Annotated in this window: 26 protein-coding genes and 1 tRNA gene; 13 read left to right on the top strand and 14 right to left on the bottom strand. The window is 63.0% G+C overall.

Annotation, left to right across the window (positions count from 1 at the left end):
- Position 1 precedes the first annotated feature (1 nt).
- The 7 genes from urtC to A5892_RS19000 all read right to left on the bottom strand — a co-directional run bounded on the left by urtC (position 2) and on the right by A5892_RS19000 (position 6,536).
- On the bottom strand, positions 2-1,138 hold the full coding sequence (gene urtC, locus A5892_RS19035) for an urea ABC transporter permease subunit UrtC (protein WP_064124119.1): 1,137 nt from the start codon (positions 1,136-1,138) through the stop codon (positions 2-4).
- Position 1,139: 1 nt separating this feature from the next.
- A complete protein-coding gene (gene urtB, locus A5892_RS19030) occupies positions 1,140-2,033 on the bottom strand; it encodes an urea ABC transporter permease subunit UrtB (RefSeq protein WP_064124118.1) in 894 nt (297 codons plus the stop codon).
- 174 nt (positions 2,034-2,207) lie between these two features.
- Entirely contained in the window at positions 2,208-3,458 is a 1,251-nt protein-coding gene (locus A5892_RS19025; protein ID WP_064124117.1) for a transporter substrate-binding domain-containing protein, read from the bottom strand.
- A 251-nt stretch (positions 3,459-3,709) separates the two neighbouring features.
- Positions 3,710-4,318 (bottom strand): ANTAR domain-containing response regulator, encoded by a 609-nt coding sequence (locus A5892_RS19020; protein WP_064124116.1) that lies wholly within the window; start codon positions 4,316-4,318, stop codon positions 3,710-3,712.
- A complete protein-coding gene (locus tag A5892_RS19015) occupies positions 4,300-5,454 on the bottom strand; it encodes a transporter substrate-binding domain-containing protein (RefSeq protein WP_263281391.1) in 1,155 nt (384 codons plus the stop codon). The genes A5892_RS19020 and A5892_RS19015 overlap by 19 nt, the downstream gene beginning before the upstream one ends.
- A 129-nt stretch (positions 5,455-5,583) precedes the next feature.
- Positions 5,584-6,102, bottom strand: a complete 519-nt coding sequence (locus A5892_RS20585; protein ID WP_190295637.1) for a hypothetical protein — start codon at positions 6,100-6,102, stop codon at positions 5,584-5,586.
- A 357-nt stretch (positions 6,103-6,459) separates the two neighbouring features.
- A tRNA-Met gene (locus tag A5892_RS19000) sits at positions 6,460-6,536 on the bottom strand.
- A gap of 244 nt (positions 6,537-6,780) precedes the next feature.
- Between A5892_RS19000 and minC the strand changes: the two genes are divergently transcribed.
- The 4 genes from minC (at position 6,781) to sbcB (ending at position 10,210) form a co-directional block, all read left to right on the top strand.
- Positions 6,781-7,527, top strand: coding sequence for a septum site-determining protein MinC (gene minC, locus A5892_RS18995; protein ID WP_064124112.1), 747 nt, complete (start codon positions 6,781-6,783; stop codon positions 7,525-7,527).
- Positions 7,528-7,628: 101 nt separating this feature from the next.
- Positions 7,629-8,447, top strand: a complete 819-nt coding sequence (gene minD / locus A5892_RS18990; RefSeq protein ID WP_027349379.1) for a septum site-determining protein MinD — start codon at positions 7,629-7,631, stop codon at positions 8,445-8,447.
- Positions 8,444-8,701, top strand: a complete 258-nt coding sequence (gene minE / locus A5892_RS18985; RefSeq protein ID WP_027349380.1) for a cell division topological specificity factor MinE — start codon at positions 8,444-8,446, stop codon at positions 8,699-8,701. Before minD ends, minE begins: the two co-directional genes overlap by 4 nt.
- Positions 8,702-8,752: 51 nt before the next feature.
- Positions 8,753-10,210, top strand: coding sequence for an exodeoxyribonuclease I (gene sbcB, locus A5892_RS18980; protein ID WP_064124111.1), 1,458 nt, complete (start codon positions 8,753-8,755; stop codon positions 10,208-10,210).
- 83 nt (positions 10,211-10,293) lie between these two features.
- Here sbcB and A5892_RS18975 read toward each other — a convergent pair whose 3' ends face one another.
- Both A5892_RS18975 and A5892_RS18970 read right to left on the bottom strand, forming a co-directional pair.
- Positions 10,294-13,188: an insulinase family protein gene (locus A5892_RS18975; RefSeq protein ID WP_064124110.1), complete on the bottom strand. Its 2,895-nt coding sequence runs from the start codon at positions 13,186-13,188 to the stop codon at positions 10,294-10,296.
- 80 nt (positions 13,189-13,268) lie between these two features.
- The gene (locus A5892_RS18970) at positions 13,269-13,964 is read right to left on the bottom strand and encodes an SOS response-associated peptidase (protein WP_064124109.1); all 696 of its coding nucleotides are present in this window, start codon (positions 13,962-13,964) and stop codon (positions 13,269-13,271) included.
- 146 nt (positions 13,965-14,110) lie between these two features.
- Between A5892_RS18970 and A5892_RS18965 the strand changes: the two genes are divergently transcribed.
- The 3 genes from A5892_RS18965 to A5892_RS18960 are packed head-to-tail and all read left to right on the top strand — an operon-like array spanning position 14,111 to position 16,640.
- Positions 14,111-14,725: a TetR/AcrR family transcriptional regulator gene (locus tag A5892_RS18965; RefSeq protein ID WP_064124108.1), complete on the top strand. Its 615-nt coding sequence runs from the start codon at positions 14,111-14,113 to the stop codon at positions 14,723-14,725.
- The gene (locus A5892_RS20865) at positions 14,722-15,324 is read left to right on the top strand and encodes an MFS transporter (RefSeq protein WP_223302742.1); all 603 of its coding nucleotides are present in this window, start codon (positions 14,722-14,724) and stop codon (positions 15,322-15,324) included. Before A5892_RS18965 ends, A5892_RS20865 begins: the two co-directional genes overlap by 4 nt.
- The gene (locus A5892_RS18960; RefSeq protein ID WP_223302741.1) at positions 15,285-16,640 is read left to right on the top strand and encodes a 1-acyl-sn-glycerol-3-phosphate acyltransferase; all 1,356 of its coding nucleotides are present in this window, start codon (positions 15,285-15,287) and stop codon (positions 16,638-16,640) included. The genes A5892_RS20865 and A5892_RS18960 overlap by 40 nt, the downstream gene beginning before the upstream one ends.
- Before the next feature lie 75 nt (positions 16,641-16,715).
- Here the strand turns inward: A5892_RS18960 and A5892_RS18955 are convergent, their stop codons facing one another.
- From A5892_RS18955 to A5892_RS18935, 5 genes are all read right to left on the bottom strand, one after another.
- Positions 16,716-18,092, bottom strand: coding sequence for a sensor histidine kinase (locus A5892_RS18955; RefSeq protein ID WP_064124107.1), 1,377 nt, complete (start codon positions 18,090-18,092; stop codon positions 16,716-16,718).
- Complete coding sequence (locus A5892_RS18950) at positions 18,089-18,778, bottom strand: response regulator transcription factor (RefSeq protein WP_027349386.1); 690 nt, start codon at positions 18,776-18,778, stop codon at positions 18,089-18,091. The genes A5892_RS18955 and A5892_RS18950 overlap by 4 nt, the downstream gene beginning before the upstream one ends.
- Before the next feature lie 12 nt (positions 18,779-18,790).
- Positions 18,791-19,111 (bottom strand): PepSY domain-containing protein, encoded by a 321-nt coding sequence (locus A5892_RS18945; protein WP_082890567.1) that lies wholly within the window; start codon positions 19,109-19,111, stop codon positions 18,791-18,793.
- A 13-nt stretch (positions 19,112-19,124) separates the two neighbouring features.
- Entirely contained in the window at positions 19,125-20,405 is a 1,281-nt protein-coding gene (locus tag A5892_RS18940) for an HlyC/CorC family transporter (protein ID WP_064124106.1), read from the bottom strand.
- Between the two features lie 212 nt (positions 20,406-20,617).
- Complete coding sequence (locus A5892_RS18935) at positions 20,618-21,469, bottom strand: cytochrome C assembly family protein (protein WP_223302740.1); 852 nt, start codon at positions 21,467-21,469, stop codon at positions 20,618-20,620.
- Between the two features lie 192 nt (positions 21,470-21,661).
- Here A5892_RS18935 and ffh point away from each other — a divergent pair, with 192 nt between their 5' ends.
- The 6 genes from ffh to xerD all read left to right on the top strand — a co-directional run bounded on the left by ffh (position 21,662) and on the right by xerD (position 26,508).
- A complete protein-coding gene (gene ffh, locus A5892_RS18930) occupies positions 21,662-23,065 on the top strand; it encodes a signal recognition particle protein (RefSeq protein WP_064124104.1) in 1,404 nt (467 codons plus the stop codon).
- A gap of 228 nt (positions 23,066-23,293) precedes the next feature.
- Positions 23,294-23,545, top strand: a complete 252-nt coding sequence (gene rpsP, locus A5892_RS18925; RefSeq protein ID WP_027349391.1) for a 30S ribosomal protein S16 — start codon at positions 23,294-23,296, stop codon at positions 23,543-23,545.
- A 181-nt stretch (positions 23,546-23,726) separates the two neighbouring features.
- Complete coding sequence (gene rimM, locus A5892_RS18920) at positions 23,727-24,218, top strand: ribosome maturation factor RimM (protein WP_064124633.1); 492 nt, start codon at positions 23,727-23,729, stop codon at positions 24,216-24,218.
- Between the two features lie 41 nt (positions 24,219-24,259).
- Positions 24,260-25,036 (top strand): tRNA (guanosine(37)-N1)-methyltransferase TrmD, encoded by a 777-nt coding sequence (trmD, locus tag A5892_RS18915; protein WP_064124632.1) that lies wholly within the window; start codon positions 24,260-24,262, stop codon positions 25,034-25,036.
- Positions 25,037-25,125: 89 nt separating this feature from the next.
- A complete protein-coding gene (gene rplS / locus A5892_RS18910; protein ID WP_064124103.1) occupies positions 25,126-25,482 on the top strand; it encodes a 50S ribosomal protein L19 in 357 nt (118 codons plus the stop codon).
- 126 nt (positions 25,483-25,608) lie between these two features.
- Complete coding sequence (gene xerD, locus A5892_RS18905; protein WP_064124102.1) at positions 25,609-26,508, top strand: site-specific tyrosine recombinase XerD; 900 nt, start codon at positions 25,609-25,611, stop codon at positions 26,506-26,508.
- The last annotated feature ends 1 nt before the right edge of the window (position 26,509 follow it).

Below are 26,509 nucleotides of genomic sequence, written 5' to 3'. Positions count from 1 at the left end.
CTCAATGCACCTCGTTGCGTTGTTCGCGGGAGGAGGGGGCGATATGGGGCTGGCTGTGCCGGAAACGCTTGATCAGGTCGTGGGCCGCGCCGGCGAGACCGCGCGGCAGGAACAGGACGACGAGCACGAAGATCAGCCCGATCACCGCCTTCCAGGCTTCGATGAGCGCGGCGGTCTCGCTCACGCTGGTTTCGATCGCGCTGATCAGGATGGCGCCGAGGCAGGCGCCGAGGAGCGAGTTTCGTCCTCCCACCGCCGCCCATATCACCATCGCGATAGAGAAGGAGAGATCCATGAAGGTCGGTGAGGCGAATTCCGCCACTACCACGTAGAGCATGCCGGCGAGTCCGGAGATGCCCGCCGCGATGAGGAAAAAGAAGGTCTGATAGAGCGGTACGTCGAAGCCGAGATAGCGTGCCCGCGTCTGATCGTCACGCGCTGCCTGGAGAATCAGGCCCGCCCGGGTCTCGACCAGCAATCGCGTGCCGATCAGCGTGAACGTCAACGTTGCGGCGCAGAGATAGTAGGTTGCGTGGCTGTACGGATCGAATTCCAGGCCGCCGATGGTGAGCCAGCCGAGGTCGGTCAATCCGTTGAAGCCGTTGGTGACCGGCTGCGCATCGCCCACCACCAGTCGTACCAGCAAGGCCAGCGCAAGAGTGATGATCGAGACGAACACGCCGGCGATGCGCTTGCGGAAGACCAAGAGGCCGAGCAGTCCCGCGATCAGTACCGGCAGCACGACGCCAAGCACCAGCCCGGTCCATTGGCTCTGAAATGGCAGCCAGATGAATGAGCCAGGCGTGATGCAGCACAGTTCGGTGGGGGATCCCGGCTGCGCATTCCACAGCATGAAGTCGGGTACTGGCTGGTCGGCTCCCTGTTGCAGGCTGGTCGGGCTCGATAGCTTCAGCGACATGGCCAGCATGTATGCGCCCAGACCGAAGAAGAGCCCTTGGCCTAGATTGAGTACGCCCGCGTATCCCCAGGTGAGGGCAATGGCAATGGCGAGCATGCCGTAGACCAGATACTTCGACAGGCGATTGAGCAGGAACTCGTCGCTGAAGACTGGAGCGGCGAAGACGGCAAGGAAGAACAGGGCGTAGGCTGCGAGCCTCAGTTTGTTTTCTAAGGCCATTTCAACGCTCCTTGAATGAGAAAAGTCCGTTGGGCTTGATCAGGATCACCAGGATCACTACCGCGAACATCACCGCGCGCGCGAGGATGTCGTTGGTACCGATGGCGACCAGTGCATTGATTTCGCCGAGCAGCGCGGAAGACAGCAGAGTGCCGTAGAGGCTGCCGACGCCACCGGTGACGACGACCATGAAGCCATCTACGACCAGCGGCGGCCCCATGTCCGGAAAGACGGTCCTGATCCCTGAAATCAGCACGCCTGCGATGCCCGCCAGGCCTGAGCCGAAAGCGAAGGTCATTGAATTGACGCGCTTGACATCGATGCCGCTGGCCGCGGCCATGTTGGGGTTGCGGATGATCGCCCGGACCTGCATGCCTGCGGCGGTTCGGTAGACCAGCCACCAGGTGGCCGTTGCCAGCACCGCGGTGACCAGGATGATGAAGGTTCGGTAGGCGTTGAGCTCCACCCCGGCGAGACGGAAGGTGCCTTGCAGGAAGGCCGGCGTGGTCACGTGCTGCAATCCAGGCCCCAGCCCCTCGACATGGACGCCGAAGAAGGAGAGTCCGAACTCGAGCCTCACGGCCTGCTGGATCAACAGTGCTACGCCCCAAGTGGCTAGCAGAGTATCCAGCATGCGGCCATAGAGCTTGCGTACCACCACGCGCTCGATGGCCAGTCCGAGTAGCGCGGTGACGACGAAGGCGAGCGGAATCGCGACGAGCAGGTTGGCATCCAGCCAGATGCCAGAGAGAACCGCGACATAGGCGCCGACCATGACCATTTCCCCGTGGGCCATGTTGATCACACCCATTGCGCCGTAAGTGATCGCCAGTCCCAGGGCGATCAATAAGAGTATCGAGCTCAGGCTGAGTCCGATGAAGAGTATGTTGAGCATAGGATAGGGCGCCCCGAATCGATAATGCGTCCGATGAATTCGCTGCCTGCCGTGACCGCCCCTGGGGAGGCGTCACGGCAAAGCTTGCGGTCATGCCGAACGATCCTGAGTGTTGAGCATCGCAGAGCCGATCGCTGAACCCGAAAGGCCGGATCAGCCGATTGTCTTTGTTCTCTAGCCGCTGAGTCGGGAGGAGTCGAGCCCTGCTGGTGTGCAGAACAGGCTCTGTTCGGTCTCCCCATAGGCGGAATAGGGCAGCGGCTTGATCGGCGCGGGATAGGCATCCACTACTTCGCTCTGGCCGTTCGAGCCCCATCGGCCGATACGCGGAGTGAGCCAACAGTGCAGGTTATCGGCGTCGATGGTGACGAGCCCCCCGGGTGCCTGGAAGCTCTGGCCTCTGACTCCTTCCCGTATAGCGCTCGCTGACAGGTCATTCATCTTTTCAACTGCCTGTTTCCACAGGAAGACCTGGAAATAGGCTGCCTCCAGGGAGTGGTAGGTGACCGCTCTAGGATCATTGACGAAGGCACGGAATCGTTCGATGAAGCTGGTATTGTCTGGGGTGTCGATCGACATGAAGTAGGGGAAGGAGGTATAGCTTCCGACGGCATATTCGGCGCCCATTGCGGCGATTTCTATCTCGGAAGTCACGGTGGCGCATATCGGCACGGTTTCATGGCTCATCCCCTGGTTTATGTATTCGCGATAAAAGGAGATAACCGAATCTCCAACGACGTTGGAAAGAACGACATCCGCGCCGGATTCTTTGATTTTGTTCACCGTTACCGACCATTCGGAATGGCCCAGTTCCAGGTAGTCGTCGGCTACCCATTCGGCTCCCGCCTGTTCGATCAACATCTTGGAAACTTTGGCCATTTCACGCGGATATACGTAGTTGGATCCGACGATGAAGAATTTTTTCTTGCCTAGTTTCTCGACGATCCAAGGAATGTAATTGGCAAGCTGCTGATTCGGCACCGCGCCGGAATAGATGACGTTGCGAGAGCACTCGAAACCCTCGTAGTGGGTTTGATAGAAGAGCATCGCATCGCGGCGTTCGAAGATAGGAAGAACCGCTTTGCGGCTGGCAGAAGTATGGCAACCGAAGACGGTGGAGACGCGATCCCTCATCACCAGTTTGGAAGCCTTTTCACTGAAGGTCCTAGGGTCGGAGGCGCCATCTTCAACCACCACTTCGACAGGCCGCCCGAGCACGCCACCTGTGGCATTGATTTCCGAGATCGCCATCAGGACGCCGTTGGCGAGCAGCTTCTCAGCTACCGACAGGCCTCCGGTCTGAGAGTAGAGCGCGCCCACCTTGATTGGCTCCGATGCGAACGAGTGCCGGGTCAAAGTTGGAAATGCCATGGCTGCCGAGGCGATGGCACTGCGCTTGAGAAAATCGCGTCGTTTGAGCACCATTTGTCTTTCTCCTTATTGTGACAGGCGCACACGACCTGGCTCCGTTATCAGGAGGCCTGGTAGTGACTTTGGAGTTTTTGGAATACCTGACGACACTGTCAGAAAACGACAAAAAGCCCGCTAGGCTAGAGAAAAGCCTGCGGGCGTCTTTGCCGCGAAGCACTACGGCGAGGTGCCGTGTGCGTCACCGGTATATGGCCTTTTTTCAGGGGATATACCGGAGATATGTGGATGCTTGGAGCTGTTAGAAGCTAATCATGTTTTTGCGGCGTTCGCAAGCATTGTTCCTGGTCGATGATCGAATCGGCGATGGCATCAATGGATACGCGTCGCGCCATAGCCTGACGACGGAGTTCCTGATAGGCCTCGCTTTCGCTGACATGGTGGACCGCCATGAGAATTGCCTTGGCCCGAGAGATTCGCTGATCTCCCAGCACCTTGCGTTTGTACTTGCGTGCTTCTTTGAGCAGTTTTTGTTGTTGCAGCCATAGATTACGAGCGATCGCCAGATTGGTGAGCAGGCCAAATGGCTTGATGGGACGTTCGATGACAGCGAGCGCTCCACTTTCGATCACGATTTGCAGTGTCGATGGGTTTTCGTAGCCGACGATGGCCAGTATCGTCGGCCCTGGCTTCGGCATCGACTTCAGGAAGTACTCGATTTCCGGCCGGGATTCGTCCTCCATGGCGAGAAATACCACGTCCGTGCCAGGGGGCAGGTTGTCCGGCGCAGGCCACAGGAAGTTCACCATGCAACCGATGCGACGCAGATGGTCGACGAGCGCTTCACCCTCGGCATTCCTAGGGTGCAAAACGAGCACATTGAGATCTCTGAGATCCCTCAGTAGGGAAAACGACACGTCCTGTCCCCCTGCTCAGACGATGTCGAAGCCGGCGCTGCCGCTTCGAGTCGATATTCCAGCATGAAAGGATCGGGCGCGACCCGCATGGATGGGTCGAGGACGATTTCATAGTGCCCGTGCTCGTCCACCTTCGCCACCCGCGGCCAGAGGTGGGTGTGATTGGTCCGTCGGTCGATCTTCACCGGACCTTGAGGGGCGTGGTATTCCACCTCGTAGAGCGCTGGCAGAAGCTCAGTCAGACGGTCGCTGTTCGAGAGCTCCAGGGCAGCGGCGTAGAGATAGACCTGGAAATAGGCCGCTTCGGCCGGTGCGGTCAGCGGCATATCCTTGCCGAATCTGCTCGCAAACGCGTCGGCGAATTCACGAGCGCGAGGGGTGTCCAGCGTTGCGAAGAAGGGGGCGGCGGTGATGTGTCCTTTCGCCACCTCCAGGCGCATGCGCGCAACGTCCGCTTCACTGGTGGACTGGCTTGCTATCGGGATCTTTTCGGCATCGAAGCCGGCCTCGTGAAAAGCCGTGTAGAAGGGGATGATCCCGTCGCCGACGATGGTGGAGTAGATGACATCGGGCTGCGCCTGGCGAACGCGCGTGATGATCTTATCCAGGTGCTCGTCCCTGAGGTGGAGAGGGACGTAAAGCTCGTCCAGCACTTGACCACCCGCGTCGAGAAAAAGGTCGCTGATGATCCGGTTGGATTCGTAGGGGTAGACGTAGTTGGAGCCGACGAGGAACACCCGCTTGCCATAGTGCGTAGTGAGGAAGTCGACCAGCTGGAGCGAGTTCTGGTTGGGTGCGGCACCGGTATAGATGCAATGCCGGGAGTATTCGAAACCCTCGTAGAGGGTGGGATAGAACAGCAGCGCTTCGCGTGACTCGACCACCGGGAGCACGGCCTTGCGGGAGCTGGACATATGGCAACCGAAGACGATGCGAACCCTGTCCTCGTCACAGAGCTTGGTCGCAAGATCGCGATAGAGACCGGGTGTGGAGCGAGGATCGTAGCTGACAGGCTCGATCGGTCGTCCCCTGACGCCGCCGGCCCGATTGATCTCCTCTATAGCGAGCATCGTGGCCGCTCTTTGCGTCCGCTCGATGGCCCCAGTGACGCCTGTTTCGGAGAAGAGAATACCCACCCGCCAGTTGTTTGATTGCATCTTAGGCCACCAAAAAAATAAAAGGCTCTCGTCCGTTTCCGGTCGAGAGCCTCCCCGCTCTAAGGATAATCACGATGGTTCTTTTGCGAACCCAGCCTGGCTAGCATGTCACCATCTTCGGTGACCGGCAATATCGCGCGTGCGGCGTGGCTGATGGCCGCGCCTGGATGCGTCGAACGGCAATCGCTGTTTCATATGTGGGTGATTCAATCGAAGGTAGCGACCACCAGGAGTAGATGCGAGGCCGTGCAGGTGATGCTGGCGATGGAATTTTCTGCCGCCGTTCGAACCTAACGGGATCTCTTGGTCTGCGTGATCATCATTTAAACGCTGGTCTTGATATGGGATGAGTGGCAAGCGTCTATGCGAATGGCCGGTCAAGAGAGGTGCAATTGCGCAGCTGAAGAACCGGATCAGCCATTCATCCCCGAGCGCCCCGATGAAACCGAACGGGTTGGCTTGGGCAGCCGCCAGCACAGCCGGATCGTCAAAGGTGAAGCAGCGGACATCCTGCTCCAGAGTTCTAACCAGGGTGCTTTTGCCTATATGGCGGGTGTCATTGACCAGAATGACCGGAGAGTCATCCAAGTCTTCGAGCGTGTACTGGCGGATTCTGCGTGGATGCAACCTGTAAATTCATCCATTGAGTGGATGAATTTACACCACTGATCTGGATGCTTTTTTAGCAGCCCTAAGCGCCAATCCTATGATTCGGTTTGACGAACGGGAAGCTCGTTTAGGGAGCCTGGCCCTGGCGTGGAGGCTGTGGTTCGACGCCTTCCCGGCCTTGTGTGAGATGACCAAGATAGACGAAGGCCCGGCTCTCCACGAGCGGGCTTTCAAAAGGAGGGCGTTCTGCCCCGAAGACTCTGGCGGCGGGGGCCTGGGAGGGGGAATGCGAACCGACGCTTTCCGGGTTCGCCCGGCGGTGGCCGGCCACAACGAAAAAGGCGACCCTGTTTAAGGATCGCCTTCTCTATAACTTGGTAGCGGGGGCCGGATTTGAACCGACGACCTTCGGGTTATGAGCCCGACGAGCTACCAGACTGCTCCACCCCGCATCGACTGAGGCGTCACTATACTCTTTTTTTCCAAATGGTCAACCTAACGTGCTTCTGCTCTTCTCCATTGGGCGTAGGCGTCCAGGTGGTAAATGCAGGAAAATGCTAAAAGTTGTTACCGTTCCAAGGAGACGATTGCGCCCCGTGCGGTTGCGCTATAGCGTAAGCGATTATTTGTCCGATCTCGCGCCGCGGGCGTTGAAAAGGAATGCGCAATGAATACGCCACTGATGTGGAGCGGACGATGAGCCTCGAGCTGGACGCAGAACAGGTCGCCTTCACTTTCAAAGGCGGCATGCTGCCTTTGACGGTCATCGAGCTGGCCTCAGGCAATATCGAGCGAATCGAGGCCCAGCTCAGCGGAAAGATCAGCCAGTCGCCCGCCTTCTTCCAGCAGACTCCGGTAGTGATCGGTCTCGAGCGCTTGCCGGACGAGCCCCTGGCACTCGATCAGCTCTGCGCCATGCTGCGTCGCCATCGCTTGCTGCCGGTAGCGGTGCGTGGCGGTAACGATGCGATCAAGCAATCGGCCTGGGCGTTGGGAATCGGTTGGTTCCCGCCTCAGGAAGGGCGTGTCCAGCCGCTCTTGGAGCCGGTGCCGGAGGCGCCGGTGACGCCTTTGCCGGAGGAGGCGCCGCCGCTCGAGCTACGCAGTGGGCGGATATTCCGGGGTACGGTGCGCTCCGGGCAGCAGGTCAGCGCGCCACGCGGTGATCTGGTGGTGGTCGGTGCGGTCAACGCCGGGGCGGAAATCCTCGCCGCTGGCAGCATTCACGTCTACGGACCACTGCGCGGTCGAGCGCTGGCGGGTATCCACGGCGATCAGGACGCTGCGGTGTTCTGTCATGAACTCGACGCTGAGCTGCTTTCGGTGGCCGGCAACTACAAGCGACTCGAAGACATCCCGCCGGATCTGCTGGGCAAGAGCGTGCAGGTTCGGATGGTTGAGGACCAGCTGGAGATCAGCGCCTTCGAGCCGCTGCGAGTGTGACGTCGCGGGCGCGGCCCGGACGAAGAACGTTACGGCCCTCTCGGCCCGCAGGGCAGGATGCGGTCGGTAGTCGATGAACAGCGTCATACAGGAATGTAACCTTGGCCAAGATCATTGTAGTGACTTCAGGGAAAGGCGGCGTTGGTAAGACCACCAGCGCGGCAGCGATCGCCACGGGGCTGGCGTTCAAAGGGCACAAGACGGTGGTGATCGATTTCGACGTCGGCCTGCGTAACCTCGATCTGATCATGGGCTGCGAGCGTCGGGTGGTCTATGACCTGATCAATGTGATCCAGGGCGAAGCGGGGCTCAATCAGGCGCTGATTCGCGACAAGCGGGTCGAGAACCTGCATATCCTGCCCGCCTCCCAGACCCGCGACAAAGATGCGCTGACCATCGAAGGGGTCGAACGGGTGCTCGATACCCTCAGCGAGGATTTCGACTACATCGTTTGCGACTCGCCGGCGGGGATCGAGCGCGGCGCGCAGCTGGCGATGTACTTCGCCGATGAAGCGGTGGTGGTGACCAACCCCGAGGTCTCCTCGGTACGCGACTCCGACCGCATGCTGGGGCTGCTCAGCTCCAAGACTCGCCGCGCGGAGCAGGGCCAGGAGCCGATCAAGGAGCATCTGCTGATCACTCGCTATTCCCCTGATCGCGTGACCAGCGGAGACATGCTCAACCTCGATGACATCCGCGAGATCCTGGCGATCCCGCTGATCGGACTGATCCCTGAGTCCGAGGCGGTGCTGCGGGCTTCCAACCAGGGCGTGCCGGTTACCCATGACCAGCAAAGCGATGCGGGCCAGGCTTATTCGGACACCGTGGATCGACTGCTTGGCGAGGATAAGCCGCTGCGCTTTCACGAGCAGCAGAAGCGCGGATTCCTGAGCCGTATGTTCGGAGGAGGTCGCCGGTGAGACTACTCGATTTCTTTCGCGGAGAAAGCAAGAAGACGGCGTCGGTGGCCAAGGAACGGCTGCAGATCATCGTCGCCCACCAGCGCGGGCAGCGTGGCCAGCCCGACTACATGCCAATGCTCGAGCGCGAGCTGCTCGAGGTGATCCGCCGCTACGTCGACGTCGATCAGGATGCGATCAGTATCAGTCTCGATCGTGACGCCGACTGCTCGATTCTCGAACTCAACGTGACGTTGCCCAACCAAGACAATTGACGCGGGCGTGGCGGTCGCGCGTGACCGCCGCACCGCAGTAGGTTCCTCGTAGTGCCCGAGCCAAGCTTCCTTTTCCACGACTACGAAACCTTCGGTGCCGACCCTCGGCGCGACCGCCCATCGCAGTTCGCGGCGATCCGAACCGACGTCGAGTTCAACCAGATCGGTGAGCCCGAGGTGATCTACTGTCGTCAGGCGGATGATTATCTGCCCCATCCGCAGGCCTGCCTGATCACCGGGATCACCCCGCAGCGAGCCAATCGCCGCGGGCTGCCGGAGGCGGAGTTCGCCGCTCGTATCCAGGCGCTGATGAGCGTGCCGGGGACCTGCTCGCTTGGCTACAACACCCTGCGCTTCGATGACGAGGTGAGCCGTCACCTCTTCTACCGCAACCTGCTCGACCCCTATGGGCGGGAGTGGCAGAACGGCAATTCGCGCTGGGACCTGATCGATGCGGTGCGCACCTTCTACGCGCTGCGTCCGCAGGGCATCGAATGGCCGATGCGGGAAGACATGGAAGGCCGCAAGGTGCCGAGTTTCAAGCTCGAGCAGCTCACCGCCGCCAACGGCATCGAGCATGTTGGCGCCCACGATGCGCTCTCCGACGTACGCGCGACGATCTCGCTCGCCCGGCTGCTGCGCGAGCGCAACGCCAAGCTGTTCGACTACCTGCTCGGCCTGCGTGACAAGCATCGGGTCAAGGCGCTGCTCGACGTCGACTCGCGCAAACCGATGATCCATGTCTCCCGCCGCTATCCTGCAGCGCAAGGCTGCAGCGCGCTGGTCGCGCCGCTGGCACGCCATCCCAGCAACCCTAATGGGGTGATCGTCTGCGATTTGTCGGCCGACCCCGAGCCGCTGCTCGCGCTCTCGGCCGAAGAGATCCGCGCGCGGGTATTCGTCAGCCGAGCCGAACTGGCCGAGGGGCTCGAGCGGATTCCGCTCAAGGTGGTGCAGGTCAATCGCAGCCCGGCCCTGCTGCCGGTGAAGGCGCTCGACGAGAGCGCCGCTGCGCGCCTGGGCATCGACCGCGAGCGTTCCGAGTCCCACTGGCAGCGGTTGGCCCAGGTCGAGGGACTGGCGGCGAAGGTGGCCGAGGTGTTCGCCGAGCCGCCTCCCGAAGGCAGCACGGATCCCGATCTGATGCTCTACTCAGGGAGCTTCTTTTCGTCCTCGGACAAGCGCGCAATGGCCGAGGTGCACCAGCATCTCGGCTGGGATCTGGTCGGGCTCAATCCTATGTTCCAGGATGCCCGCCTGCCGGAAATGCTGTTCCGTATGCGCGCGCGCAGCTATCCCGAGACCCTCGAAGGGGCTGACCGCGAGCATTGGGACCAGCTGCGCTGGGAGCGTTTCAATTCGCCCCAGCTCTCCTCATTGACCCTTCAAGGCTTCGCCCGCGAGATCGAGCGGCTCAATCGCGAGCCGCTGTCCGAGCGTGACCGCCAACTGCTGGAAGAGCTGGTGATGCACGTCGAAGCGATCATGCCCCCGCAAGCGTTCGAGTAGCGCCCTGCGCAGACGGTTTCCTCCGCTTTGCCGTACGAAAAAGCGCCCCGGTCCTCACGGACCGGGGCGCCTCTTCTGACCGCTTAGCGTGGCAGCGCAGATAAGGTGTCGCTCTCGGTATAGGCGTCGTCGTTGTCTGGCTCTTGCGGGTCGGCTGCGATGTCGAAAGGCGGCGCCTGGCGAAGCGCCTGCCAGGCTGCCTTGATCTGTTCGGCATCGACTGCGTCGACCGCGGTGGCCAGGCGCTGTTGGCGATCGAAGTCGGTCCAGCCGAACGAGAGCTCCCGCCACTGCCGATTGGTCATCTCCGACAGGCTCTGATCACGCTCGAGCAGCGATGAGCGCACTGCGGCCTTGAAGGGCATCAGCGCCTGGTCGTCGAGTGCCTCGATGCTGGGAGTGAACTGATCGAGGAAATCGTCCATCCGCTCGAACAGCGTCTCGCTCGATTGACCCGGCGACTGGATCAGCATCGCGATCCCTGGAGCGTCGAGTAGCGACATGTAGCGTGCGCTGACGACGTAGCCGAGCTGTTGGCGGGTGCGCAGTTCGGTGTAGAAGGGCGCCTGGATCAGCTGGCCTATCACCGCTAGCCGCGCTTGGGACTCCGCTGAGCGATCAGGCCCCTGGAGATAGCGCAGCGCTCCCGAGTCATTGCGATCGGTGGCGGGGCGCAGCACCGGCATGTCGGCGCGCACCGCGAGTGGCACTAGATCCGGGATCGCATCGAGCGGTCGTCTCGGTGCCAGCCGCTGGTCGAGCATATCGCCTACCGCGATGGCGTCATCCTCGCTCAGGTTGCCGATGGTCAGAGCCTGGACGTGGAGCGACTGTAGCCAGGCGTCGCGGAACGTGCGCAGGTCGTCGAGATCGATCTGTTCCAGCGCCTCGAGTCGCTGGGTCGTGGTCCACTGGGGACTGATCAAGCGTTCGGCGAGACTCGAGCCGAGGCGTTGGTAGAGGGGCATCTGGCGTTCGTTGCGCAGTTCGTCCTCGAGATCGAGCCGGATCCTGGCGAAGTTCGCTTCGTCGATCTCTCCCTCGCGTAGCTGATCGACCAGCTGGGTCAGCACGCCCCGTTGATGATCGCGCCAGCCCGAGAGGCTCAGGGTGATACCCCGGCCGTGTGCATAGGCGCCGGCCGACTGGCCTGCCAGCGTGGCGGGATAGAGCACTTCCGAGAGGCTGTCGTTGAGCCAATCGGCGAGCAGCTCTGTGAGCACCTGCTGGCGCGCATCGCGCGTAGCCTCGGGGCTCATCAGGCTGATGCGCCACTCAGCACTTGGGGTGCCGAAGTCGTGATCCCCCCGGTACCAGAGATCGAGCCCGGGACGGTCGATCAGCCGGCGCGGGCTGGTGTCGTCGACCGGCAGCAGCGAGAAGTCACTGGCGATGAATGGGTTGGCGCCAGGCAGTGCCAGCTCTTCGAGCGGTCTGGCCGCCGGCCACTGGCTCATCTTAGTCAGCGTATAGGGGGCGTCGAACCAGGGGGAGCGGGATTCTCCTTGCACTTCGGGGCCCGCGTACACACGCAGCAGGTTGTCTGGCGTCAGCGCGCGCAGGTAGTCATCGATTACCCCCGCATCGAAGCGATCCATACGATAGCGGGCAACATTGATCTCGCTGAGCGGAAGGCGCGACATGCCCAGTGTCAGGCCCACCGCGCGGTCGGCGCCCGAGCCATTCTGGGCGAAGCGAAACTGCTGGGCCAGCAGCGCCGCCTGCTCATCGAAGCGCCATTGCTGGGGAGGCTGGGCACGCAGCATATCGAGGTAGGCGAACAGGGTGGCCTGAATCTCATCCTGGTGCTGGGTGCCCTCGGGGGTGAGTTCGATATCGATACCCAGTATCGCCTGCTTGCCATCACCGCCCTGGACGCCCGCCGACAGCGCATTGGCCCACCCCCGGTTGCGCAGCGCGGCGAGCAGGCTGCCTTCGCCCTCGTGGCCGAGCAGGTCTCCAAGATAAGCGTCCGGACGCTCGCGAGGGAACTGCTGGGGGTCGGGTACCGGGAAGCTGAAGCTCAGGCTGCGTTGGTCGGCGAGGGTCTGCACCTCGAGCTTCGCCGGCAGCTGTCCTTGGGTGAACATCGGCGCGTCGATCTCCGGCGCTTTCAGTCCGTGATCGGGAATCTGCTCGAAGCGATCCCGTACCAGCGCTTCCAGCTCATCCAGCGACTGTGGGCCGACCACCGCCAGGTGCATGACGTTGGCGTCATAGTGGGCGCGGTAGAACGCCAGCAGTCGATCGCGTAACGAAGTCTGGCCATCGACCAAGGTGTCGATGCTACCGACCGAGAAGCCAGAGAATGGGTGCTCGGGGTTCATCGCCTGGTTGGTGGCATCGTTGATCCGGCGAGAATCATCGCGTATGCGGGCACGATATTCTGAATCGACCGCGTGGCGCTCCCGGTCGACGAATTCGGTGTTGAACTGCGGTGAGATGAAGAACTGGCTGAAGCGGTCCAGCGCCCCTTCGAAGGCATCGGGGGCGATATCGAAGTAGAAGTTGGTATCGCGCGGAGCGGTGAAGGCGTTGTGGCTGCCGCCGTGGCGGGTGAGGTAGTCCTGGTAGTCGGCGGCGTCTGGATAGCGCTGCGTGCCGAGAAACAGCATGTGCTCGAGGAAGTGGGCAAGCCCCGGCATGTCCTTTGGATCGAAGGCGCTGCCCACCGAGACGTCCATCGAAGCGCCGGCGCGATCCGCGCGAGGGTCGTGCACCAGCAGTACTTCGAGGCCGTTGTCGAGCCGCAGAGCGCGGTAGTCGGCGCGGTCGTTCGGGCTCTTTATCACCTCGAGCGAGTCGGGAGAATAGGCGGGCAGTGCGAAGTCCTCAAGCGCCTCGGGACTGGGCTGGGAGGGCTGTTCGGCAACCGCCTGGCCGATGAACGGCTGGGCCAGCCCGATGCACAACAGCGCAGTGGCCAGCATCCGGCGCGGCTTTGGCCGGGGCGGGTGATCGGTGGAGAGTCGCAGCATGCTTTTTCCTGATCCGTAGTCTTGTTGGAGGCCGGTGATACGGTGGAGATCGCCTTGCCCGATGTTCGAACGGTGTCGCTTCAAGCCCTATCGATGCGCATCGGGCCGATCGGCCGGGCGCAGTGCCATTCCTGGCAGCGCGGATCATTGATCGCGCGCTCGACTGGAAAGGCGCCGAGAGCCCCTGGCGCGGCTGGCGCGAGCAGCGCTCGCGCCTCGCCCATCGGCGTCGACGGGGAGAGCCAGGCATGCAGCCGCTCCCCATCGAGCAACGCAGGAAGTCGGTCGCTGAGCGGTGTGATCGCTCCCTGCGTCGGTACGGTGACCAGCGCGGTGGAGTCGAAGCCGCTCTCCCCTGGGCGTGGATAGCCGCACCAGATGGCAGCGAGCAGCAGCGGCGAGCGATCCACCCGGGTGATCAGAAACGGCTGCTTGCCCCGAGCTCCCGCCACCCATGCATAGATACCCGTGACCGGTATCGCGCAGCGTCGGGATAGAAACGCTTCCCGGAACATCGGGCGCTGCTCGAGGGATTCGGCACGGGCACAGTGGGGGGCGTGATCGAGCACCTCGAGCCAGGCCGGAGTGAGACCCCAGAACGCCTCGGCCAGTTCCAAACTATCGGTCGATGGTGTTTCAGGCGCGAAGCGCAGCATCGACAGCGGCCTGCGCGGCGCGAGGTTGGGGCTTCTTACCAGCGGTTGGCGGATGCGCGGGACGAGTGGAGCACAAAGCGTGGCAAGGTCGATATGATCGACATGTAGGCGGCCCGCCATGCGGTCTCCTTGAGGTTAGGACGCGGCAACTCGCGCGCAGCGTTCGAGACAATCGAGGTGTTGCGTTTGCGGAGTGTGTCGATATGCTACGGAAACAGTGTTTCTCTATGTTAAACTGCACGCTTTCTGATTATCAGGGGTCGACGATGGCTCGTCCACGGCAGCATGCACCAGAGGCGTTGCATGCACAGGTGATGGCTGCGTGTGACGAATGGCTCAATACTCAGCCAGCTCACTCGCTTTCCCTGCGCGCCCTGGCGCGGGAGATTGGCTGTGCACCCAGCACCCTGTTGAAACTGTACGGCAGCTTCAACAATCTCCTCCAGTACGTCAATGTCGAGACCTTGAAGGCGCTGAGCGAGGGTATCGAGCTTAGCGCCTCCGCTGCGCCGCAGGAGCGTCTCGGTGCCCTGGCCCATGCTTATTGGCATTTCGCCAGTAAGCATCCGCACCGTTGGCAGCTGCTGTTCGAGTATCCGCTGGCCCAGGAGGGCGAACTCGACCAGCGCCAGAGCCAGGCGATCGAAGCACTGTTCGTGCGCGTTGAGGCGACCCTTTGTGAGCTGCGTCCCGGGCTCAATGAGGCCGATGCCAATCGCCTCGCCCGTACCCTCTGGGGCAGCGTCCACGGTCTGGTCCAGCTGGGTATGACCCAGCGTCTCGGCTATAGCCAGGGGCGCCCGGTCGAGGTCACCGATCTGCTCGACCAACTGCTCGCCATGACCCTCGCCGCGCTCGGTGCGCGCTCGTTGAGCCCATGAACGTAAGGCCCGAGATCGACGCTCTTGATGCGAGCGCACCTGGGCTGATGGGGTCGCGCCACTTCGCGCCCTTCTTCTGGACCCAGGCGCTCGGTGCCTTCAACGACAACGTCTACAAGCAGCTTCTGTTGCTGTTGCTCACCTTTGTCGCCGTGCCGATGCACGGTTGGGACGCTGGGCTGGTCAACAACCTCGCCGCTGGGCTCTTCATCCTTCCTTTCCTGCTTTTCTCCGCATGGGGTGGAGCGCTGGCCGATGCGGTAGACAAGCGCCGCTTGATCCGCGCGCTGAAATGGCTGGAATTGATGACCATGCTCGCGGCGGCGGTGATGATCTGGTTCCAGGCCTTCGTCGCGCTCCTTTCGCTTTTGTTCCTGGCAGGCGTCCAGGCGGCGCTGTTCGGCCCGGTCAAGTACGCGATCCTGCCCCAGCACGTGCCGCGCTCCCGCTTGGTCAACGCCAACGCTTGGGTCGAGATGGGCACCTTCATGGCGATTCTGCTCGGCACGCTGCTCGCGGGGGGCTGGTCGCACTGCCGGAGGGAATTTCGGTATGGGCGATGGGGGCAACGCTGGTACTGGTGTCGCTCTGTGGCCTGATCGCGGGTTACCAGGTTCCGAGCGCGCCGCCGGTGAGTTCGCAGCGGGTCACCTGGCGACCGCTCAAGCTCAGCCGGGAAGTGTTGAGCTCGGCCTGGCGGCAGCCGCGGATCTTTCGTGCTCTGCTCGGCATCAGCATCTTCTGGCTGCTGGGTACCAGCTATCTGACCCAGCTGCCTCTGTGGGTCGATGTGATCATCGGCGGCGACGGCGGCGTGGTCAGCTTCCTGCTCGCAGCGTTCGCGATTGGTATCGGTCTCGGCTCGCTGGTTTGCGCGAGGCTGTCGGCCGGGCGTCTCGAAGTGGGGCTGATCCCTCTCGGCGCGCTGTTGATCGCCCTGGGCGGTTTCGACTTCGCCCACCATAGTCCGTTCGGCGGCGATGAAACGCTCAGAGGGCTCGGTGAGCTGGTGGGCGAGCCGCGACTATGGTGGATGTTCGCCGACCTGGTACTGATCGGCATCGGGGGAGGGCTCTACATCGTGCCGCTCTACCTGATCGTCCAGATCGGTAGCGACGAGGGCGAGCGAGCGCGAATGATCGCCGCCAACAATGTGCTTAACGCATTGTTCATGATCCTCGCCGCGGGACTCGGCATCCTGGTGCTGAGCGTATTAGGCGCCTCGTTGAACTGGTACTTCACTCTGATCGCGGCGATCTCGTTGGCGGTCGGGGTAACCTGTTCGGTGGCTCGTCCGCGGCCGCTTTTGCGGATCTGCATATTCATCGCGCTGCGCTTGGGTTATCGGCTGAGTCTCGAGGGGCGTCGCCACATTCCCGACTCAGGGCCTGCGATAGTCGTCTGCAACCACGTGAGCTATATGGACGCGCTGATGCTAGGCGGTACCAGCCCTCGCCCGCTGCGCTTCATGATGGACAGCCCGGCTTATGAATCGCCCTGGATCAACTGGTTCTGTCGGATCGTCGGGGCGATCCCGGTCGATCTCGACAAGCGCAGCCCGACCGATTTGCGCCGGGCGCTGAACGAAGTCAGCATGGCGCTGCGCAATGGCGAGGTGGTGATGCTCTTTCCCGAGGGACGGCTGACCCGGGACGGGAGTGTCAACGAGTTCCGTCGCGGGGTGGAACTCATCCTGCGCCGTGACCCGGTGCCTGTGGTGCCTGCGGCGATTTCGGGGCTGTGGGGCTCTTGGGGCTCCTATCACGCCGGGCGTCCGTTCAAGCGCTGGCCGAGACGGCTACGTCGGCGAGTGAGGCTTGGCTTCGGCGCACCGCTGCCGGCCACCTGCATCGATCGCCATCACCTGCGGCTGGAGGTGGTGAGACTCAAGCAGCGGCTCGACGAGCAGCGCTGACTGATTGATGAACGGCGATGGCCAGGCGGGGAGATCCGCCTGGCCATCGCTTCGTATGATTGTCAGAAGGGTAGCTCAGGCCTTGTTGCCCTTCTGGCCCCGTCGGCGGCGGCGAGGCTGACGCTCCGGCTCCTCGATCGGCATCGGCAGTTGGATTCTCACCTTGAGCCCGCCCAAGGGACTGTCGGCGAGCGCCATCTCTCCGCCGTGATAGGCGACCACCTGTTCGACGATGCCGAGCCCGAGGCCGTGGCCGGCCACCTTTTCATCCAGTCGTGTGCCACGGTGGATCACTTCGTCGCGATACTCCGGGCTGATCCCCGGGCCGTCGTCATCCACTTCCATGATCAGCTGGCCGCGAGCGACGCTCAGGGTGAGACGAGCCTCGCTCTTGGCCCACTTGCCGGCGTTATCGAGCAGATTGCCGAGGACCTCGAGCATGTCCTCCCCATCCCAGGGCAGTGCGTTGGGCACGCCGTCGATGCGATAGTCGAAATGAATGTGATGGTAGATCTCGCCAAGGGTGTCGATCAGCGGCGGCAGCTCGGTGTCGGGATGAAAGCGCGTGGTGTGGGAGTTGTCCCGGGTATCGAGTCGCGCGCGCTGCAGTTCTCGCTCGACCAGGCGATGGATATCGTCGAGCCGGTTGCGTAGTCCGTCACGCAGTTCCGGATGCTGGCTGAGTTCGCGACGGGCGAGCAGGGTCTCCATCACCGCCAGCGGCGTTTTCAGCGCGTGCCCCAGGTTGCTGATCCCATCACGAGAGCGGTTGAGGACTTTCTCGATCCGCTCCAGCTGGTGGTTGAGCTCGACCACCACCGGCTCGATCTCCTCCGGTACCTGGGTCTCGATCTTCATCCGGTGACCATCGTTGATCAGTGCCAGCTCGCTGCGCAGGCGTCCGAGCGGGCGCATGCCGAGGCGGATGACGTGCTGCTGGATCACGACCAGCAGTACCGCGAGCAGTCCGCCGAGCAGCCAGATGGAAAGCCGCAGCCAGTTGAGCCGCTGGGTCACCGGGGTGTAGTCGAGCGCGGTAGTGATTTCGAATTCGTGGCCGGCGCGGCTGTAGGCGCCGCTCCACACCAGCAGCGCCTGGCCTTCCGGGCCAGGCAGCAGGCGTTCGGCGAGCCCTTCGCCTACGTTCGGCAAGCGGTGGTCCCATAGGGAGCGAGAGCGAATCTCCTCGCCGCCGTCGACTCTCAGGCTGAAATAGCTGCCTGCATAGACCCGGCTATAGGACTCGCGAAACGGCAGCCGATCGAGATCGACCCGGTCCTGCTCGTCGAGCGCCTCGGCGACGATGCCCTCCGCGTCCTCGCGCAGCCGCTCGCCGAGATAGTCGCGAAAGGCATGGTCGAACAGCAGCACGCTGCCGTGCGCGAGGAGGAACATCACCGCCAGACCTGCGAGCAGGAGCCCCAGCGCGAGCCGCCGGGTCAGCGAGATCACTGATTATCTTCGCGGCTGCTGCCGCCGAAACGATAGCCCTGTCCTCGCTGGGTGATGATCACGCCGCGCCCCAGCTTCTGGCGCAGGTGGTTGATGTGCACCTCGACCACGTTCGGATTGCGTTCGTGCTCGCTGTCGTAGAGGTGGTCGAGCAGTCGATCCTTGGGGATCACGTGTTCGGGATGCAGCATCATGTAGCGCAGGATGGCGAACTCGGCGCGGGTCAGGTTGACCTGCTTGTCGCCGCCGGCCTCGGTGGTCGCGCTCTGGCTGGCCTCGTCGAGCACCACGCCTGCGACCGAGAGCTTGGGCGTCGGCCTCTGGCCGTGGCGGCGGCGCATCAGCCCTTGGAGGCGCAGCAGCAGCTCGTCGGGATGGAAGGGCTTCGGCAGGTAATCGTCGGCGCCGGCGCGCAGCCCGGTGATCCGCTCGCTCCAGCTGGTCCGGGCGGTGAGGATCAGGATCGGGGTGTCGAGGCCGTTCTCGCGCCACTCCTCGAGCAGCTGAAGGCCGGGACGGCCGGGCAGCCCGAGATCGAGCACGATCATGTCGAAAGGAATGTTGAGCGCCATCACCGCAGCGTCGCGGCCATCCGTGCACCAGTCCACGGCATAGCCATTCTGGGTGAACAGGGTGTTGAGTTCGTCGGCGAGCGGTACGTTGTCTTCGACCAGCAGGAGTCGCATATCGGTCCGTTCCTATTCCGTGGTGATTCGTTCGCCCGAGGCCGCATCGAAGAGCACGTCCCAGACCTGCCCGTGTTCGTCGAGTATTTCCAGCCGGTACACGTAGTGCGGGGCATGATATTCGAGCATCGCTTCGATCAGTTTTCCCTCATGAAAATGGCGCGCCTGGGCGATGATCTCCTCGAGCGGCAGAATCTTGCCCTGTTCGGTGAGATCCAACGCATCGTTCTGATCGAGCTCCGCTCGAGCGGGCGCTATGCTCCAAGTTAGCGCAATCAGCGTCAGCCCGGCAAAAGCCGCGCCCAGTCGAGCACCTAGCCTGTCGATCGCCATGCTCGGTTCTCCGTTACTCCGGGCGGGACCTCGCGCCGGCGATGCTGGCGCGAGGCGCGCAGTACGCCCGGACGATGAAGTTGTCTTCGAGGTCGGTCACCTCGATACGATAGTCGCCCAACATCAGCGAGACCGGACCCGCCGGGAAGGTCTCGAGTCGTTCGACGATCAGCCCGTTGAGCGTTCGCGGTCCATCGACCGGCAGTGACCAGCCGAGTAGCCGATTGATCTCGCGCAGTGGCACCCTGCCCTCGATCAGGTAGCCATCCTCGAACGGCTGGATGCCGTCCGTGGGCGACTGGGACTGGGTGGTGAACTCGCCGACGATCTCCTCGAGGATGTCCTCGAGGGTGGCCAGTCCGATCACTTCGCCATATTCGTCGACCACCAGGGCGATACGGCGCTGCTGACTCTGAAAGTAGTGCAGCTGGGTATGCAGCGGCGTCGATTCAGGGACGAAGTAGGGCTCGCTGGCCGCGTTGACGATCTCGGCGCGCAGCCGCTCGGGCCGGCCCAGGATCGCCGCCGCGCTTCTCACATGGAGCAGTCCGACGACGTTGTTGACGTCCCCTTTGTAGACCGGCAGCCGGGTGTGCTGGCTGTGGGTCAGCTGTCGACGTAGCGATTCGTCGTCGCTCTCCAGGTCGATGCCGTCGATTTCATGGCGTGGCACCATGATGCTGCGCACTGTCGCCTTGTTGAGGTCGATGATCGACAGCAGCATTGCACGGTTGCGTGATGGAATCAGGCTGCCGGCCTCTCCGACCACGGTGCGCAGTTCCTCGGGCGACAGCGAGGTCGCGTCGGCCTGGACCTTGTGCAGGCCGCAGAACTTGAGCAGCCAGTTGGAGATGCCGTTGACCATTACCACCAGCGGCATGCATATCTTCAGCGCCGGCCCCAGCACCCGTGCGCAGGGGTAGGAAACCTGCTCCGGGCTCACCGCCGCCCAGGTTTTGGGCATCACTTCGCCGAAGATCAGCATCACGATGGTCAGCAGCACGGTCGCGACGATCGGCGCCGAGCCCGCGTCGAAGAAGTTGAGCGCGAGCATGGTGGCCAGTGAAGCGGAGAGGTTGCCGACCAGGGTATTGCCGATCAGGATCACTCCCAGCAGCTTGTCCGGCTGGCGGACGAGCTCGAGCACTCGCTTGGCCCCCACATGCCCTTCTCCGGCGAGGTGATGCAGCCGGTAGCGATTGACCGCCATCATGCCGATCTCCGCGAAGGAGAAGAACGCGCACAGCGCCAGTAGCAGCACTATCCCGCTCGTCAACAGCAGCAGTTCGCTCATCGAGCCGCTCCATGGCGCTTGGCGCATGAAGCGTCGAGCATCCGCGAGGGTGCGAGGGGCATGGCGGCAGCTTGGCGCGTCATCGTGACTCCATAAGAGATTGGAGGGGTTTTAGGGATTGGCCCTCGGGGCGTCAAGCCGATGGCCGGAATCTTAAGCTAGGGCGGGTTAACCCGCCCTAGGATGGATGCACGAGGGCGATCGCTGCCAGCTCAGCGCGTGGCGAGCAGCAGCCGGCTGCCGAAGTAGGCGAGTACCAGCACCACGGCGCCGACCAGCGTCCAGCGCACCGCGCGACGTCCACGCCAGCCGTGGAAACGGCGGCACCAGAGCAGCACGCCGAAGATCACCCATGCCATCAGTGAAAGCAGGGTCTTCGGGGTCAGGTGCTGGGCGGACAGGTCGTGGACGAACAGCGCACCGCTGGCGATCGAAATCGTCAGCAGCACCATTCCCAGGGTGATGAGTTCGAACAGCATGCGCTCCATTCGGGTCAGCGCGGGCAGCGCCTGGACGATGCCGCGCAGCCGCCTGGTCTTCAGCGCATGGTCCTGCAGTGCGATCAGCAATGCTTGGACCGCGGCGATCGAGAGCAGCGCGAAGGCGAGCGTCGAGCTTGCGATATGGACCAGCACCCCAGGGGGGAAGTAAGCGTAGGTCAGCGTTCCGGGTAGGCCGACCATGGCGATCAGGCTGAACGCGGCGAATGGCAGCAGCGCCGCGCCTGGCGCGAGAGTCGGGGAGAACAGGCTGGCACCCAGCAGCAGCACGGCGATGACCCAGCAGATCAGCGACAGGGTCTCGATCATGCCAAGGTTGAGTTCGCCATCGCGATAGAGCACGAAATAGAGCACCAGCGCATGGAGCGCGACGGCGAGCAGGCCGGTCGTGCGCACAAGCCCAGGGCGCGGTGAGCAGGCTCGGGCGAGTGCCGCGGCCTGCCAGAGGCCGGCAAACAGATAGAGAAAAGCGGCAAGCAGGGCGTAGGGCAGTGCGGCATGCATCCAGATATGGCGTCCACGCGCCTTTGGCGCGTCATGAGTGACCTTCAAGGGTTGTGTCACTATAACCATTCGCAAGTGCTCGGGCGAGGCGGCGGATGGAGAGCTGCCGCCGGAGACGATATAATCACGCACCTGTCGTCGTGATCGGCCAGCACTATCGCTACCAAGCATCGCTACCAAGCGCCGCTGCCGGGTCACGACCGAGATTTCCGCTCGACGGCCCGCGTTAGCCGTCAGCCCTTGGAGGCGCCCATGTTCGAAAGTTTGTCCGATCGCCTGTCGCGGACGCTGCGCACGATCACCGGCCAGGCCAGGCTCACCGAAGAGAACGTCCAGGAGACATTGCGTGAAGTGCGCCGCGCGCTGCTCGAAGCCGATGTCGCGCTGCCGGTGGTCAAAGCCTTCGTCGAGCGGGTGCGCGAGCGCGCGGTCGGCCAGGAGGTGTCCAAGAGCCTTTCGCCAGGGCAGCAGTTCGTCAAGATCGTCCAGCAGGAGCTCGAGGCGGTCATGGGCGAGGGCAGCGCGCCGCTGGATCTCAAGCACCCGCCTTCGGTGATCCTGATGGCTGGTCTCCAGGGCGCGGGCAAGACCACCTCGGTGGCCAAGCTCGCCCGCTTCCTGCGCGAGCGCGAGAAGAAGAAAGTGCTGGTGGTCTCGGCGGACGTCTATCGTCCGGCGGCGATCGACCAGCTCGCGCGCCTCGCTGAAGAGGTCGAGGTGGAGTTCTTCCCGTCCACCACCGAGCAGCGCCCTGTAGCGATCGCCGAAGCGGCGATTCGCCACGCCAAGATCCACTTCCACGATGTGGTGCTGGTCGACACCGCTGGTCGTCTGCACGTCGACGCCGAGATGATGGACGAGATCAAGGCGCTGCACGCTGCGATCAAACCCGCCGAGACGCTCTTCGTGGTCGACGCGATGACCGGGCAGGACGCCGCCAATACCGCCAAGGCGTTCCACGAGGCGCTGCCGCTCACCGGTGTGATCCTGACCAAGGCCGATGGCGATGCCCGTGGCGGGGCCGCGCTGTCGGTGCGTCATCTCACCGGCAAGCCGATCAAGTTCATCGGCATGGGCGAGAAGACCGATGCCCTCGAGCCTTTCCACCCCGACCGTATCGCCTCGCGCATTCTCGGCATGGGTGATGTCCTCAGTCTGATCGAGGAGGCCGAGCGCACCGTCGACAAGGGCAAGGCCGCCAAGCTGACCAAGAAGCTCAAGAAGGGCGAGGGCTTCGATCTCGAGGATTTCCGCGATCAGCTCCAGCAGCTCAAGAACATGGGGGGTATGGGTAGCCTGCTCGAGAAGCTGCCCGGCATGGGCCAGATGGCCGAGCTTGCGCAGAACCGCAACGCGGAGAAGGAGTTCGGCAAACTCGAGGCGATGATCAATTCGATGACGCCGTTCGAGCGGCGTAAACCCGACCTGATCAACGGTTCGCGCAAACGTCGCATCTGCGCGGGTTCCGGTACCCAGATCCCGGAGCTCAACCGGCTGCTCAAGCAGCACAAGCAGATGCAGAAGATGATGAAGAAAATGGGCAAGAAGGGCGGCATGCAGAAGATGATGCGCGGCATGAGCAGCATGTTCGGCGGGGGCGGTGGCCCCGGCGGTATGGGGGGCATGGGCGGAATGGGCGGTTTCCCTCGCCGCTGATGCCTTTGACGCCGGTGCGTGTTTGCAGGGGTTGAAATTTCCCGTAGAATGTCGCGTCTTCGAAGTGGGCTGCCCTTAGGCAGGTGGCTCACCTGCCGTGAGTGCCGTACTGCGATCTTCACAGTCGAGCATCGGTAGCTTTGGGGCGATGGACCGGCGCGAGCGATCGGTCAGTGGCCAGAGCCTAATCAAGCACTTCAGTTCGAGCATCACTAGAGAGACTTATCGATGGTAACCATTCGTCTGGCACGTGGCGGCGCCAAGAAGCGTCCTTTCTATCACCTCACCGTCACCGACTCCCGCGTCGCTCGTGATGGTCGCTTCATCGAGCGCCTGGGGTTCTTCAACCCGATCGCGCGCGGTGGCGAAGAACGCCTGCGCGTCGATCTTGATCGCCTGGCCTATTGGCAGTCGCAGGGCGCGCAGGTCTCCGACCGCGTCGCTCAGCTGATCAAGGAAGCGCGTAAGACCGCAGCCTGAGCGGCACCCATGCCCACCTCGGTGGGCTTGAGACTCTCGTGCCTGGCGCGAGGGCTAGGCGTGAAGCGTTAAGTAGAAGCGTTAAGTAAGAGTGCCCCGGGACGCCGTCCCGACTTCATCGAGCGAATTAGTGAGCGATAACGTGACCCCCGCTGAAAATGCCTCGCCCGAGCGTGTGGTGATGGGCAGCTTGACCAGCCCCTACGGTGTCAAGGGATGGTTGAAGGTCTATTCGCACACGAGCCCCATGGAGGGCATCCTCGAGTACGACCGCTGGACCGTCGACAAGGACGGTGTCGAGCGTGTCTACGAGGTGCTCCAGGGGCGTCGCCAGGGCAAGGGTTTGGTGGTCCAGTTGGCTGGTGTCGCTTCGCGCGAGGCGGCCGAAGCGCTCGGCGGTGCGACGATCAAGCTTGCGACCGACGAACTGCCCCGGCTCTCGGCGGGCGAGTATTACTGGTACCAGCTCGAAGGTCTCAAGGTAACGACCATCGACGGTGTCGAGCTCGGGCGGGTGGATCACCTGCTCGAGACCGGTGCCAACGACGTATTGGTGGTCAAGGGTGGCCCCGACGGCAAGGAGCGGCTGTTGCCCTTCCTGCCTGACGAGGTGATCGAGCGGATCGACCTCGAGACGGGAGAGATGCGCGTCGATTGGGACCCTGAGTTCTGAGCACGACGATGCACGACTCGAGCAGTGAGGGAGGCCCAGGCCTGAGCATCGGCGTGGTGTCGCTGTTTCCCGAGATGTTCGACGCCCTGACCTTGCATGGGGTCAGCGGTCGCGCGGTTCGCCAGGGGCTTTTGTCGCTCGAGTTCTGGAATCCGCGTGACTATGCCGTCGACCGGCATCGCAGCGTCGATGACCGCCCCTACGGGGGAGGGCCGGGGATGCTGATGAAGGTCGATACGCTGCGCGGTGCGATTCACGATGCGCGCGATGCGCTCACCGTGGACGGTGTCGCTCCCCGAGTGATCTATCTCTCCCCGCAGGGAAGGGTGCTGGACCAGCGGGGAGTGCGTGAACTGGCGAGCAGCGGGCGTTTGGTGCTGGTCGCTGGACGCTACGAGGGCATCGACGAGCGCGTGATAGAAGCCGACGTCGATGAGCAGTGGTCGATCGGCGACTACGTACTGAGTGGCGGCGAGCTGCCAGCGATGGTGCTGATCGATGCGATCTCGAGGCTGGTGCCGGGGGTGCTCGGACATGCCCGCTCGGCCGAGGAGGATTCGTTCGCCGATGGCCTGCTCGACTGCCCGCACTATACGCGGCCGGAAGAGATCGATGGCAAGCGCGTTCCCGAGGTGCTGATCAACGGGCATCATGGTGAGATTCGCCGCTGGCGCCTCAAGCAATCCCTTGGGCGGACTTGGTCATTGCGGCCGGATCTGCTCGAAACGCGGACGTTGACCGCAGAGGAGCGCACGCTTCTCGATGAGTACGTCCGTGAGTACGCCGCCCGGCAGGGCGACGGCGGTGCGCGGGACTGAATGTCCTCGCGCGTCATCCATCATCGGTCCCCGCGCTCGGCGTCGGGATCACCGGAACCGGGCTACCGGTCCAGCATCAGGAGCAGGACATGAGCAATCGAAACAAAGTGATCCAGGTGATCGAATCCGAGCAGATGGGCAAAGAGCTGCCCGCTTTCGGCCCCGGCGACACCATCATCGTCCAGGTGAAGGTCGTCGAAGGTACCCGCGAGCGTCTGCAGGCGTTCGAAGGCGTGGTGATCGGCAAGCGCAACCGCGGCCTCAACTCCGCCTTCACCGTGCGCAAGATTTCCCACGGTGTCGGCGTCGAGCGTACCTTCCAGACCTACAGCCCGCTGGTCGCGAGCGTTGAAGTGAAGCGCCGCGGTGACGTTCGTCAGGCGAAGCTTTACTACCTTCGCGAGCTCAGCGGCAAGGCCGCGCGCATCAAGGAAAAGCTTTCCTGATAGCGCCTCGGGATACGCCCACTCGGGCGTGCCCCGGTCGAGACGAAACCCCGCGGCGCCTTCCTGGCGCGCGGGGTTTCGTGCTTTTCGCAAGCTCTGTTGTTGTCCGCTTGGCATCGAGGCTCCATGAACGACGGCTGCGCCAATGTCCTGATCGACGGCTTCCTCGACGCGCTCTGGCTCGAGCGCGGCGCCAGCCCGCACACCTTGGCGGCCTATCGGCGCGACCTGGGCCACTGGACGAGCCATCTCGAACGCTCGGCGACGACGCTGCTCGCACCGGGAGAGGGGGCCATCGAGGCGCTCTTGGGCGAGCGCCGGGCAGCCGGCTACCATCCGCGCAGCGACGCCCGGTTACTCTCCAGCCTGCGGCGGTTTTATCGCTGGGCGATGCTCGAGGGGCTGCTCGAGGCGGATCCGGTCGGCGGTGTCGGTACCCCTCCCGCCCGGCCAGGGCTGCCCAAGACCCTCGATGAGGTCGATGTCGATCGGCTGCTCGCCGCGCCGGACGTCGAACAGCCTATCGGCCTGCGCGATCGCACCATGATCGAGGTGCTCTACGCCTGCGGATTGCGGGTGTCGGAGCTGGTCGGCCTGCGCCTTGACAGTCTCAACCTGCGCCAGGGCGTGGTGAGGGTGCTGGGCAAGGGCGGCAAGGAGCGGTTGGTGCCGCTTGGCGAGGAGGCGCACGATTGGCTCGAACGCTACCTGCGCGAGGGGCGAGGGCAGTTGATGCGCGACATCACGCGTGCCCCCTTGTTTCCCGGGCGCCAAGATGGCTTCATGACCCGTCAGACGTTTTGGCACCGGATCAAGCTGCATGCGGCTTCGGCGGGAATCTCAAAGCCGCTATCGCCGCATACTCTCCGCCACGCCTTCGCCACGCACCTGCTCGACCACGGCGCCCACTTAAGGGTGGTCCAGGAGCTGCTCGGACACCGTGATCTGTCGACCACGCAGATTTATACCCACGTCGCGCAGCGTAGGCTCGAAGCGCTGCATCGCCGCCACCACCCGCGCGGTTGAA

The sequence above is a fragment of the Halotalea alkalilenta genome (genome assembly GCF_001648175.1).
Taxonomy (GTDB): domain Bacteria; phylum Pseudomonadota; class Gammaproteobacteria; order Pseudomonadales; family Halomonadaceae; genus Halotalea; species Halotalea alkalilenta_A.
Note: the sequence above shows the minus strand (reverse complement) of the source record. Positions and strands in the feature narration are given on the sequence as shown.